Annotated in this window: 9 protein-coding genes and 7 pseudogenes; 12 read left to right on the top strand and 4 right to left on the bottom strand. The window is 37.1% G+C overall.

The window, feature by feature from the left end; translation table 11 throughout:
• Window positions 1-186 precede the first annotated feature (186 nt).
• The 8 genes and pseudogenes from FOC32_RS00320 to FOC32_RS00285 all read left to right on the top strand — a co-directional run.
• A pseudogene (locus FOC32_RS00320) lies at window positions 187-509 on the top strand (transposase); the annotation flags it as partial.
• 93 nt (window positions 510-602) lie between these two features.
• Complete coding sequence (gene tnpA / locus FOC32_RS00315; RefSeq protein WP_175965975.1) at window positions 603-1,031, top strand: IS66-like element accessory protein TnpA; 429 nt, start codon at window positions 603-605, stop codon at window positions 1,029-1,031.
• Window positions 1,028-1,363 carry an IS66 family insertion sequence element accessory protein TnpB gene (gene tnpB, locus FOC32_RS00310; protein WP_004783682.1) on the top strand — a complete coding sequence of 112 codons (336 nt, stop codon included), beginning with the start codon at window positions 1,028-1,030 and terminating at the stop codon, window positions 1,361-1,363. The genes tnpA and tnpB overlap by 4 nt, the downstream gene beginning before the upstream one ends.
• A 74-nt stretch (window positions 1,364-1,437) precedes the next feature.
• Entirely contained in the window at window positions 1,438-3,042 is a 1,605-nt protein-coding gene (tnpC, locus tag FOC32_RS00305) for an IS66 family transposase (protein WP_175965973.1), read from the top strand.
• Window positions 3,043-3,078: 36 nt separating this feature from the next.
• Window positions 3,079-3,308, top strand: a pseudogene (locus FOC32_RS00300) (IS5/IS1182 family transposase); the annotation flags it as partial.
• A 294-nt stretch (window positions 3,309-3,602) separates the two neighbouring features.
• A pseudogene (locus tag FOC32_RS00295) lies at window positions 3,603-4,301 on the top strand (helix-turn-helix domain-containing protein); the annotation flags it as partial.
• A 238-nt stretch (window positions 4,302-4,539) separates the two neighbouring features.
• Complete coding sequence (locus FOC32_RS00290; protein ID WP_004812148.1) at window positions 4,540-5,526, top strand: IS110 family transposase; 987 nt, start codon at window positions 4,540-4,542, stop codon at window positions 5,524-5,526.
• A 47-nt stretch (window positions 5,527-5,573) separates the two neighbouring features.
• Window positions 5,574-5,903: pseudogene (locus FOC32_RS00285) on the top strand (integrase core domain-containing protein); the annotation flags it as partial.
• A 243-nt stretch (window positions 5,904-6,146) separates the two neighbouring features.
• Here the strand turns inward: FOC32_RS00285 and FOC32_RS00280 are convergent.
• Window positions 6,147-7,379: an ATP-binding protein gene (locus FOC32_RS00280; protein ID WP_004812206.1), complete on the bottom strand. Its 1,233-nt coding sequence runs from the start codon at window positions 7,377-7,379 to the stop codon at window positions 6,147-6,149.
• Window positions 7,380-7,835: 456 nt separating this feature from the next.
• Here FOC32_RS00280 and FOC32_RS00275 point away from each other — a divergent pair.
• Window positions 7,836-8,014 (top strand): annotated as a pseudogene (locus FOC32_RS00275) (transposase); the annotation flags it as partial.
• A gap of 21 nt (window positions 8,015-8,035) precedes the next feature.
• Here the strand turns inward: FOC32_RS00275 and FOC32_RS00270 are convergent.
• Window positions 8,036-8,569 (bottom strand): annotated as a pseudogene (locus FOC32_RS00270) (IS5 family transposase); the annotation flags it as partial.
• Window positions 8,570-8,743: 174 nt separating this feature from the next.
• Here FOC32_RS00270 and FOC32_RS00265 point away from each other — a divergent pair.
• A complete protein-coding gene (locus FOC32_RS00265; RefSeq protein ID WP_004812210.1) occupies window positions 8,744-8,971 on the top strand; it encodes a hypothetical protein in 228 nt (75 codons plus the stop codon).
• 1,206 nt (window positions 8,972-10,177) lie between these two features.
• Here the strand turns inward: FOC32_RS00265 and FOC32_RS00260 are convergent.
• Entirely contained in the window at window positions 10,178-10,639 is a 462-nt protein-coding gene (locus tag FOC32_RS00260; RefSeq protein ID WP_000761345.1) for a DIP1984 family protein, read from the bottom strand.
• Between the two features lie 121 nt (window positions 10,640-10,760).
• Here FOC32_RS00260 and FOC32_RS00255 point away from each other — a divergent pair.
• Both FOC32_RS00255 and FOC32_RS00250 read left to right on the top strand, forming a co-directional pair.
• A pseudogene (locus FOC32_RS00255) lies at window positions 10,761-10,946 on the top strand (helix-turn-helix domain-containing protein); the annotation flags it as partial.
• 600 nt (window positions 10,947-11,546) lie between these two features.
• Complete coding sequence (locus FOC32_RS00250) at window positions 11,547-12,065, top strand: tetratricopeptide repeat protein (RefSeq protein ID WP_004812221.1); 519 nt, start codon at window positions 11,547-11,549, stop codon at window positions 12,063-12,065.
• Between the two features lie 112 nt (window positions 12,066-12,177).
• Here FOC32_RS00250 and FOC32_RS00245 read toward each other — a convergent pair whose 3' ends face one another.
• Window positions 12,178-12,654 (bottom strand): hypothetical protein, encoded by a 477-nt coding sequence (locus FOC32_RS00245; protein WP_004812225.1) that lies wholly within the window; start codon window positions 12,652-12,654, stop codon window positions 12,178-12,180.
• Between the last annotated feature and the right edge of the window lie 158 nt (window positions 12,655-12,812).

The following is a 12,812-nucleotide window of genomic DNA, read 5'->3' as shown; positions in this document are numbered from 1 at the left end:
AGTGATGATTATCTAATCGTTAATTAATGAAGTAGACTTCAGGTGAACATAAGTTAAACGAAGTATACTAAACAATAACTTTATATATGTCTTACATTCATCTGATTTTTAGTTAAATAAGATCCTGTTACAAAAACTTACCACTGGGGGGCTTTTTATTTATCAAAAAAATCTTGATGGTCTCCATCTACTGGTTTGAAGTTTCTAGGCGAAAGGAATGGGAGCGTAAGAAGCATCAGCTTGAATATCGACAAAAATAGCGTGAACTCCATATAGGTATAATAGATGCTGAAGCGCTGCAAATACGTGCAGTTCAGCTTATAACAAATGATGTAAATGATTAATAAGCACTCGAAGATTTACTTGATTAAATCTCATTGGATGAGCAAATTGATCCTATCTGTACAGATGAAGCTTATGACACCAAGCACTGCCGACAAGTCATTTTAGATCAAGATACACATGCAGTTATTCCTCTAAAAAATACAAAATTTTGGAAACATCAAAAAACAGGATATTTAGTAAGCGTCCGCTGAGCCCCACTTTTTCTAACTCATTAATACCGCGATAGTGTCCACTAAAATTTAAGTGGACACCTATTTATGGATTTAAAGACAGTTATAGACACTGCACCAACGCTAAAAAAGCCCCGTCGAACCTTCACGGCTGAATTTAAACATCAACTTATTCAGCAATGCCAGCAGCCAGATACATCGGTGGCTAAGGTCGCAATGCAACATCAGATCAATGCCAATCTGTTGCATAAATGGATTCGTCAGTCCAGATCAATGGTTCCATCATTAACAATCTCATCCATTCCACAGACCGACTTCCTTCCCGTCATTCTTCACCCGACGCCAGTCAAACAAGAAGCACCTCCGCCACCTGTGCCAGAGAAGAAAGCTACCGCTCATATTAGGATTCCATTACATGATGAACAAGGTTCAGTAAGGGATCAGATGATCGAAATCGAATGGCCGGTGGGGTCTGCAACTGAATTACTGCTTTTACTTCAGGGCTTGATCAAATGATCCGTATCGATGAAATCTGGTTGTCTACCCAGCCCATGGACATGCGTGCGGGTATGGATACGGCCATGGCGCAGATTATGAAAGCCTTTGGCTCAATCAAACCGCATTGCGCCTACCTGTTCTGTAATAAACGTGGCCATCGTATGAAAGTGCTGGTACATGATGGACTAGGCATCTGGCTGTGTGCCAGGCGGCTGGAACAGGGAAAATTCCACTGGGCTAAAGTTCACCAGGGTGAAAACGTAGCTCTCAGTCCAGAACAGTTACAGGCACTAATTCAGGGTTTGCCCTGGCAGCGCATTGGACGACAGCAAGTGGTAACAATGCTCTAAACCAGGCTGCTACATTCTGCTATTCTCCAAACGTTCTATTTCCTCTGCGTCATGACCTCAGGCATACTGCAGTCATGAAAATGCTGCCTGATTTAAGCCAACTGACCCATGAACAACTGCTGGAATTTACCCGGCAGTTGGCGATGCAGCATCAGTCTCTGGCACAATCAAATCAAGAATTAGAAAAATCAAACCAGCAATTGGATGCCAAAGTTCAGCATCTTTCTATTCTCAATCAAAAATACGAGCATGAACTCGCACTATTTAAACAGCACAAATTCGCCCAAAAGAATGAACACTTAACGGCAAAACAAATCCATCTATGGGACGAAGCGGTCGAAGAAGATATCGCAGCCGTTGATCTGGAATTAGAACGATTAAATGCAGATAAAACCGATGCAGCGACACAGAAAGCCACAGTCAACAAACCTAAACGTCGACTGCTGCCAGATCATCTACACACCATCCGTATTGAGCATGAACCTGCATCAACCCAATGCAGTTGTGGCTGCCAGTTACGTCGTATCGGCGAAGATATCAGTGAAAAACTGCATTTCAGACCGGCACAGTTCTACAAGGAACAGCATGTCCGTGGCAAATGGGTCTGTGATCAGTGCGACACTCTGACTCAGCAAGCGATGCCCGCCTATGTGATTGATAAAGGCATTGCTTCACCTGAATTGCTCAGCCATGTGCTGGTATCGAAGTATGCCGATCATTTGCCGCTGTACCGTCAGCGCCTGATCTATCAGCGGGCTGGCATTGATCTGTCCAGATCCACTTTATCTGACTGGATTGGTCGCTGCGGTGTGGAACTGGAACCTCTGGCTAATGCCTTAAAACAGGTGGTGTTGCAACAGCGGGTGATCCATGCCGATGAAACGCCGGTCACCATCATGCGGATGGGTGAGAATGAGAAAAAACCGAAGAAAGGTTATGTCTGGGCCTATGCCACCACACAGTACAATCCAGTTCAAGCGGTGATCTATGACTTTCAGGATAGCCGTTCAGGTCAGCATGCTGAAGAGTTCCTGAATGGCTGGCAGGGCCATCTGGTCTGTGATGATTACAGTGGTTATAAAGCACGCTTTAAATCAGGCCAGGTCATTGAGGTGGGCTGCATGGCACATGCACGTCGTAAATTCCATGAACTGCATGTGACCGGGAAAAGTCAGATCGCTGAACAGGCATTAGTGCTGATTCAGAAACTGTATGCCATAGAAGCAGAACTCAGGAAAAAGACCGATGGTACAGCAGAACATCGCCGCGAATACCGGCAACAGCATAGCCAACCGGTGATGCAACAACTGTATGAATGGCTCAACCAACATTATCTGGCGGTGCCATCGAGTTCTCCAACTGCCAAGGCGATCAATTACAGCCTAAAACGTTGGCAGGCACTCTGCCACTATCTGGATGATGGCAATTTGCCTATAGATAATAACTGGATTGAAAATCAGATGCGCCCCTGGGCGTTGGGACGTAAGAACTGGCTGTTTGCTGGCTCGCTGCGCAGCGGCCAACGAGCTGCCAATATCATGACTTTAATCCAGTCAGCAAAGCTGAATGGACTGGATCCGTATGCCTATTTAAGTGATGTGCTGAAAAGGCTGCCGACGCATAAAGTCACCCAAATAGAAGAATTACTGCCACACCGCTGGAAATCCGACCAAAATTAAAAAATAGGCATGGGATTCAGCGGACGCTTACGATATTTAGAGAGAAACGAATTATAAAAACAGTCAAACATCTAGCTAGAGCTATTTGGAAAAAGTGGTCAGGTTAACATTGGCGAAGCTTGATAGAAACCCAGATAGCCTGTATCAAGCTATTAGGCGATAAATTAACGGCAAAGTGCTTTGATAGCCAGGTGAATGAAATTCATGCACGTGTAGCCGTGTTAAATAAACTCACGAAATTAAGTCAGCCGATATGCATATTTTAATTTTAATTTCAGTGACTTAGAATAGATAAACCTCTGAAGCTCTTATGTAATAAAGTCAGTACCTGGGACAGTGTTTCAGGTGTAAATCTGTCCAGGAAAATGGGCACGGACTAGACTTTTCTCTGGTAAAAAAGGTGTTAAACAAATATGGCTATCAGATTCAATTTATAGCGGCGCAACCTCAATATTTAAGTGTATTCGTTCAGACTTGATCGTACATTCTTCTTGAAAAAGAGAAATTTACCCGTTTTGATAAAGGTGTCGAAATCTTAATCAAACAAAGGTAACTTTCTTATGTTGCATACTAACAATCAAATCATTAAACACAAAGTAGGTCTGCTCAATTTAGCTAAAGAGCTTCAGAATGTATCCAGAGCATGCAAAGTGATGGGCGTTTCAAGAGATACATTTTATCGCTATCAAGAATTAGTGAAGTCTGGTGATATTGACGCACTGATTAATAAGTCCCGTCGAGTACCAAATTCAAAAAACCGTGTAGATGATGCTATTGAACAGGCTGTTATTGATTTCGCAATTCAATATCCCGCATATGGTCAGCACCGTACTAGTAATGAATTACGCAAGAAGGGTGTATTCGTTTCAAGGAGTGGGGTTCGCTCTATATGGCTTCGTCACGATTTAGAGAACTTTAAGAAGCGTTTAAAAGCACTTGAGGCTAAAGTGGCACAGGATGGTATTGAATTAAATGATCAGCAGATTGCGGCACTTGAACGTAAGCATGAGGATGACGTTGCTTGTGGTGAAATCGAAACAGCTCATCCAGGCTATTTAGGCGCGCAAGACACCTTTTATGTCGGGAATCTCAAAGGTGTTGGACGAATCTACCAACAAACATTCATCGACACTTATAGCAAGGTCGCTCATTGCAAGCTCTATACAACAAAAACACCGATTACAGCGGCTGATTTACTCAATGATCGTGTGTTGCCATTCTATCAATCTCAGGACTTATCAATGCTTCGCATCCTCACACTTGCGTAGCAGTGCTTCTTGTATCTTGATTGATATAGTGATTAGCTACCACTATACGCAAATTGTAGAGTTTGGAGTGCTGCTAAAATCTTAAATTTGAATCTGAGATAAAACCTACAATTTGCCCTTATCCCTCATACAACTCTGAACGGTAACTAAGCACTTTGATGCTGTATTCACAAGGTAAGATGATGGTTAATGGGATAAAAATCATAGCTTAAACTCAAGGAATATCACCATGATTATGCTAGGTATTGATGTCAGTAAAACCAAAATAGATTGTTGCATTTTCCCTCAAGGTTTGACTGGAAAAAGAAAAAATAAAATATTTACCAATACAGAAAGTGGCTTTGGCAGTCTGCTCAAATGGCTCATCACTCTTAAAATTGAACCTGATCAAGTGACAGCAATCATGGAAGCGACTTCGGTTTATCATGAGAATTTGGGATATTATCTATATGATGCAGGTGTAAAGGTTTGTGTGGCTAATCCTTCACGAGTAAGAGCCTTTGCCAAAGCCATGTCCATGCTAAATAAAACGGATAAAGCTGATAGTGAAGCTCTTTCACGTTATGGTTACACCGCAAAGTTAATCATATGGCAGCCTGAACCTGAAAATGTCAGATTATTAAAAGCTTTACTAGGCAGACGAGATGTCTATCTAGGTAGTCTATTGCAGGAAAAGAATCGACTTGAAAAGGCGCAGTCCACTCATACCTCCGTTGTTGTGATCAAATTACTTGAAGAGAATATTGAGTATTTAAATCAGCAACTTGAAAATATTGATAAGTTAATAAATAATCACATAGATCAAGATCCAACATTGAAACAGGATTTGAAATTACTGCAAACTATTCCGTCAATCGGTGAACGATCAGACTTATTACTGTTGGGGTTATTTCATTCGCACAAGTTTGAAAAAGCAAGTCGAGCTGCTGCATATGTAGGTTTGGTTCCAGTACATCAGTTGTCTGGCAGTTCAGTCAACAAGCAAAGTCACTTATCAAAAGCAGGTGACAGTAAAATACGCTCAGTATTGTATATGTCGGCATTAACAGCGATTAAATATAATCCACACATTGAAGCTTTATATCAACGATTATTAAGCCAGGGTAAAAATAAAATGTGTGCTTTAGGTGCTGCAATGCGCAAGCTTATACATCTGTGTTATGGCGTTTTAAAACATCAGACTGCCTATCAAAGAGATTATTTAGTGGTCGAATAATCTCAAAACCTGATTGACTACCAAGACGGTATCTCAGGTACTGAGGATGCGCTAAGGTAGAACAACATGACTATGAGTTGTATCTGGCAGTCAATGATAATGATATTGATCACACGAAGACAAAAGCAGCTTCCCCGCAAACAAATGGTATATGTGAGCGTTTCCATAAGACGATTTTGCAGGAGTTCTATCAAATTACGTTCAGGAAGAAGTTTTATAGCTCATTGGAAGAATTACAGGTTGATCTAGACGATTGGCTGAAATTCTATAATACTGAACGGACTCATCAAGGAAAGATGTGCTGTGGTCGTACACCACTTGAAACTTTACTTGATGGAAAACGGATTTGGGCTGAGAAAAATTTAGCTCAAATTTAACCTGACAGGCACAATAAAAAATGGGTAACTGTCAGATCAGGTTTGAGCTAGTACACCAGCGCAATTCTCGCTACTTTCAGTAAGCGACTCTGGCTCAATCATGATGGTCTGACTCAATCGAATCGAGGTAAATCGATCCATCACAATTGGAGCAGAAATTATGCTTGAATACATTCTTGGATGATGCTGAAAAGTCTTTGAGTTTTAATCAATAAACAAGAGTATCCATGTCTACCCTCAACTTTACTTATTTTCAGATAGCAACCAATCGAGAGCACTCATTTTTACAATACCATTATAATTTGCTTCAGCCCCTATCGTGTCTAAGGTAAGTAAATATTTGGGATACGAATCAGAAATTTTCTGTAATGGACGTAACTCTCGGCTGAGTGTCTCCTCATTGAGCGTTTCTAACGCCACTTGATAATAAGTTAAATTCTGTAAAGTATCGACAGCAACAAAATCAATTTCATATTCATCAACCCGCCCTACATAGACCGTATAACCTCGTCTGATAAGCTCAAGATAAATTACATTTTCTAAGATATGACCTTGATCAGCATTAGCATCAGGCAACATAATCCGGCGCAATCCGACATCAACTAAATAGTATTTTTCAGAGGATTGTAATAACTCACGCCCGCGTACTTTAAATTGGGCAGCACTATAAAATAACAAACTGTCCTGTAAGCCTTGAATATAGCGTTTTACTGTTTCAAATGAAATTTTAACCCCACTTGAAACAAAGGTATTTTTAATTTTATTGATGGAAATAGGTGAGCCTGTCACGCTTGCCAAATATCTTGCGACACGCTCGAGAGAGTTAATATCGGCAGTATTCAAACGGGGAATAACATCTTTAAACATTACACTGGCATAGACCGCTTGCAAGTAATCATAAGTTTCTTGCTGGCTAGTCATGGCAAGCGTATAAGGGAAACTACTGCTCGTATACATGGCATACAAATCACGATTGGATAATTGTTGGATGATCGGATTATTTTCAATATGCCACTGTTTAAATTCTTGGAATGACAAAGGTAGAACATGTTGCTCGATATAGCGTCCTGTAAGTAAAGTTGCAAGTTCTCCACTTAGAAAGAATGCGTTTGAGCCTGTAATATATAAATCGATATAATCCCGAACATATAAAGAGTCGACCACTTTCTCAAAATTGTTAACATGTTGTATTTCATCTAAAAAAACATAGTTTTTTTTACTTTTATCAACTTTGGACAATACATAATCATGTAGTTTACGGTAATCGGTGAGTTCTTCAAATTCCATAAATTCGAAGTTGATGGCAATGATGTTTTCGGCTTGTACACCCTGTGCTTTTAGGTCTTGTTGAAACATCGCCAATAAGGTGGATTTTCCAGAGCGACGTACACCTGAAAGTACTTTAATGACATCACGGTTTTGCCATGTATTCAGAAATTTTAAGTAACCATCACGTCGAATATTAGCGCTTCTCATTATTTACACTTAGAATCTAAATTTTTAATAAATTATATCAAATTTTAGAACTCATATGTAAATACATTTAACTTTTAAAAAAGTTTAAAGGTTAAGTGAAATATTCAAAGCTGCTGTTGAAGCATGCGGATAGTAAATGTAATAAAAATCTAGATTCTATCTTTTTTGATTATTTTCCATGTCATGTTATGTCATTGATGCTACGACTTAACTGCTATATAAATTAAGTGAAAAGTAAATGAAACTAAGATGTTAACTAGAGTGGAACTCATTTTTGTGTTGCTGATGGTCTCAGCCTTAATACTCATTGCTTATGAAATGCTAAAGAATTTATTTTAGGGTATCTATATCAAAAAAATGCCCATAGAGGGAATCTATTGGCCAAACTAAGAGCCTATCCAGTATTAATTTCATTCTTTTTTAGCAATTGAAAAAATAATTTGTTAAATTCCCTTCATGAGAAAACCATATCCCTGCAACATTAGTCGAGAAGCTTTTAAAGAAATTGAACTGCTACGATTGAGCGGAAGAAAACAAACACGTCCAAGAGTCATTGATGTCTATGAAGTATTTTGCGCATTGCTCTATATTCTAATAAGTTTCTAATAAGTGGATGCCAAAGAAGTATGCTTCCTTGAGACTTCCCACCTTAGAACCTATCCAGAATATTTTCTATGCAAAAGTAGCTTTAAAAAGGCTAAATTAATGAACTGAAGGTTCGTATTTAGGTACTTTTCACAGTTTTTCCAGAGCCTTCTACATTTTTCTAACCAGGCAAATGATCTTTCCACAACCCAGCGTTGTGGAATGGCTGCAAATTTATGCAATTCACTTCTTTTAGCTACATCAACTCGGGATCCGATTAAATTATTAACAGCCAAAGAAAAGGGTTCACCTGTATAACCGCCATCAACAAGTACAACCTCTACATTTTGTAAGCTATCTTTATGCAAAGTTATAGTATCTAACGCACCTTGACGATCTGTTTTATCTGCTGTCGTAACCAATATTCCATGCGGGAGACCTTCAGTATCAACAATAATATGTCTTTTAATGCCTGAAACTTTTTTACCAACATTATACCCTTTATCACGTGCAGTATCTGTGTTTTTTACACTTTGTGAATCAATCATGATAAAGCCAGTTTGTTCTTTCCATCCCTTGCTGATACGAGCCTCGCCAACCACATTACCCCTCGCATTCTAGATATTGAGGGGTTTTTTCTTTTCTTATGGGTAAATATCCTGGAAGATAGAGTACAAGCTAAAAAGATTTGCAGTTCTGTTGTGATTTGTTTGATATTATCTATATCTAGCTATGATTTATTGAGTTTACTATTTCATCATTAAAGAATAGAGGTATATATGTGTTCTAAGCATAGACTTGAAGATGTTACTGCCATGAATAATGAAGGTGATGAGGTTATTGTAAAAAGAGTTTATGAGCCTAAATCTAGTAGTAATTTGACTTCAAATATTGGAGGAAATATATATCAACCTTCTAATCAAATTATTGTTGATGGGCAAGTCATAAGATTAACTTTAGATAATTGTTTTATTCACCCCAAAAATAAAAAAATATATTCGATCTGATCTAAAAAATATTGTTTAAACCTCCTCCGGGAGGTTTATTAATAGCTAAGCTTTTCTTGACAGATTATAGCGCACGAAACCCGCTATAAATATTCTATTAGCAGGTCTTTTATTTCCCAGAAATATAAAGAATAGAATCCCGTATATCTTCACCAAAAGATATACGGGCTTAAAAAAACCTATGAAACTACGAAGTAGAGTCACACCGAATGGTGTGCCAATCTTGGTTAAACACTTGGACGGCCGGAATCCTGACCTAGCTCACCGATTTGCGGAACGACGAACTTTTAAAATTATAAAACGTAAAGTAAGCCAGGATTGAAGCTAACTGGGACTTGTATTCAAATTTCATATAAGAGATTTTATGTTAAATAATGGTTTTTATATGATCTAGTATTTCTAAATATAAGTGCAATTTTACTAAGGTTGCTTAGATGCTATGGAATCTAAATATCTAAATTGTTCATCCCCCTTTACTTCATTTTCATGTTTAATCACCGCTATTAGTAAAACTATGGTCATAGCCCCAGCTAGATAGGTAATCTTTTTTCTCATGATTTCCTTATAATGAAATTCTTTTTGCTTATTTTATATAAATAATAAAATTGTGATATATACCAATCTGTTAGGCAACTTAGTCCTATTCCAAATAACCAAAAAAAGCCGATATCTTTGTAAGCTCTAACCCACAAAAATTGAGGGATAGCTTTCGAAATAGAGTCTTTGATAAAATAGTAAAAATCAATAAATACCTACTTTTTAAACCATTATCATTTAGAGAATATTACAAAGTTGTTTAAAAAAGCCGACTTGTTTCCAAGTCGGCTTTTCGACATCGTCGAGCACATTTTTTATATCATAAATTTCCGATTTTTATAATTTTCAAAGTCTATCTTTCAGCTCTTTATACAACAAAGCCGAACTGAAATTAAAAATAGAAATGTAGTTGAGCTGATGCTTGCTCATTTCTTTATTTTTAGTAATTGAGGTGAACATACTGTCAGTACATGGTAGTTATAAGTAACGTGTAACTTTGTTTGCACAAAGATTTGAGTTATGCCAAGTGATGGATTAATTTGTACCTAAAATTTTAAGCTTATCCACTTGCTTTGCAAGCCACTACATTTTATTTACAATCCTATGTTGTGGAAGTAAGGGATCTTGTACTCGCCCAGTATGTTCAACTTGATTATATCTAAAGGACTATTAGGCTTCAATCAAATCAATTTTCCAATTATTCGACTGAATTAACACGTTTAAATCACGTAATTTAAGACTAATATCATCAGCTTGTTTTTGTAATGATGAAACTGGAATAACTTTATGCCACTTTATTTCCCGCGTACTATAACGATCAGATTCACGAGATGTATTACTTATTGCTGCAGTTAGGGTTTTGTGCTGTTCTACAAATTCATCACGTAAAGTCAATAAAGCAAGTAGAGAACGGCCATCATTTAATTTTGTTAAAGCATTAGTTTCATGAATTGCATAACTTAATTTTTGAAATTCTTGAATTAAGGAAAATACTTGTTTTAGTAGTTCATTTGGATCTTCAGATGGTTGATCACCATCTTGTACCAATACATTTGCATTGATACGTTGTTTTAGTGAAATAATTTTTTTTTGTTGATCACTTCGAAGTAAGAGAGCTTCTGCTAATTTCATTTTTCACCTATTAAGCAATTAGAATTAAGTTTTAAACAGCTTATATCCTCATTCTTTAAAGATCAAAAAAATTGCTTTTTTATCTAACTAAAAGGTGTCTACAAAATCGGTGGCTATTCACACAGAACTTGAATTGCCGAATATTAAAGAAGTACGAGAAAAGACTGGCTTAAGCCAAAGTGAATTTGCAGCACGTTTGCATATCAGCGCGAAAACCCTACAAAACTGGGAACAAGGCCGTCGCTATCCAACTGGCCCAGCAGCAACGCTGATCCGCATTCTGGATGCTCATCCAACCTTGATTTAAAAAATTAGATAATAAAAAACCCCGGCATCCTGCCAGGGTTTCTCATATTGGGTTGCTAGGTATGACTCCTGTCTTACCTCACACTCCTGGTGCGATCTTTCTTATTCTTGTTGTTTGGAACATCCTGTTCCCGATGAGTTCATCATAGGAAAATTCCAGTATTCCGGATAGCAGCAAAGAGCCGAGATTGATGTGAGCCAAAGCGTACAAAATAGCCTAAATTTTATCCACAGCAATTGGGGATAGTTTCACAACTTGGATCCGCATGAAATGGGCACTGATTGCCAAATTGATCGTTTTTTAGCCAATTTTACTGGTAAAATGTTACAGATATGCTTAAAAACTCACCAACTTATTACAAAAGCCGATTTTTTGCCTTTTCTTCGTCATGAATAAATTTTTAAGTCATTGATATTTAAATTAATATACAGGTGTACTTCGTATAATCTGTATTATGTTAAATAGGCTAAAAATATACTGTAATTTTAGAGTTTTCTTTTGGATATGATATAAAAATGTACAGACCTAACAGTTTAATTTAAAAGTTAAAAATTGAATAAATTAACAAATATTTTTATGGCTTTAGGAGTATGCCTTTCAATGGAAACATTTGCCGAACCTGTTTTTTCTAATGATTTATTAGCGAAAGCTGAAAATGGAGATACTTCTGCCCAGTTAGAATTAGCTGAGATTTATCTATATGGCCATGGTGTTGATTCAGATGAAAATCAAGCTGAAATTTGGGCTATTAAATCAGCTGAAAATGGAAATATAGCAGCAATGTTTTGGTTAGCCGATGGTTATGTTACATATGCTAAATTAATGGAAGAAGATGACAAAAACGATTCCTTAGAACATTTCCAAAAAGCTTTTAAGTGGTTTCAGAAAGCCTCAGAAAATGGCCATGCTGAATCAATGATTGAATTAGCTGATTTATATACTCGCGAAGATAGCGGAATAGACGTTAATTTTAATAAAGCTTTGGAGCTTCGTGAAAAGGCTGCGAAGTTAGGTAACAAGCAAGCAATGCGAAGTCTTTCCGTTATGTATCGTGATGGTATAGGTATCCCTAAAAATACTGATTTAGCTCAAAGTTGGTGGGATAAATCTGAAAATTAGTTTTAAGATTTCCTAAAATTAACATAATACACGTTATGCCAAGTTAAAACGTTGAGCTTTAAGATACTATTTTTACTATATTTTTAAAAAATTTCGTATAAGCAGTATTATGCTAAGAAGTTAAATTATCTTTAAACAGTTGCTTAGATTCAGTTGAGAGATATCCATGATTGTAAATTTCTTTAAATATTTTTAAAGCAATTTCTATGTCCTGATTAACGTATCGTGCACTCCACTCATCATCAAAAGGTGCAAAGGTATATATTTTTTCAGATAGTACTTCATTTTTATTTATTAAACGAAGGTAGCTCCCTTCTGGATATTCATCATTCTCAAAAATACTACATCCAAGTAGATACCCATATCTTTCATCACACACTAGGCTGTAACTATCTAAATCATTATAAGTAAGGGTTGAATATGCTTCATTATACTGTGTACTGGCTTTAGTAATATTAATCTCCCCCCCATGAAAAAAAACTTTATTAATTAAGATAGATAGTTCTTCCCAACTAATCTTTTTTAAATCAATTCTAGTTTCACTATGGAAAGGATTTCTAACTACATAGCTGTATATATATAAAATCATTGAAAGAATATCCAAAGAGATTGTAATTTTTAAGACTTTATAAAATTAACATAATACATCTTATGCGAAGTCAAAAATGGGAGCTTTAAGCTCCCATTTTTACTGTATTTTTTTGAAAATTTCGTATAACGGCCATTATGTTAAATGAGGGGATAAAA

Source organism: Acinetobacter sp. FDAARGOS_724 (assembly GCF_013364475.1).
GTDB lineage: Bacteria > Pseudomonadota > Gammaproteobacteria > Pseudomonadales > Moraxellaceae > Acinetobacter > Acinetobacter variabilis.
Note: the sequence above shows the minus strand (reverse complement) of the source record. Positions and strands in the feature narration are given on the sequence as shown.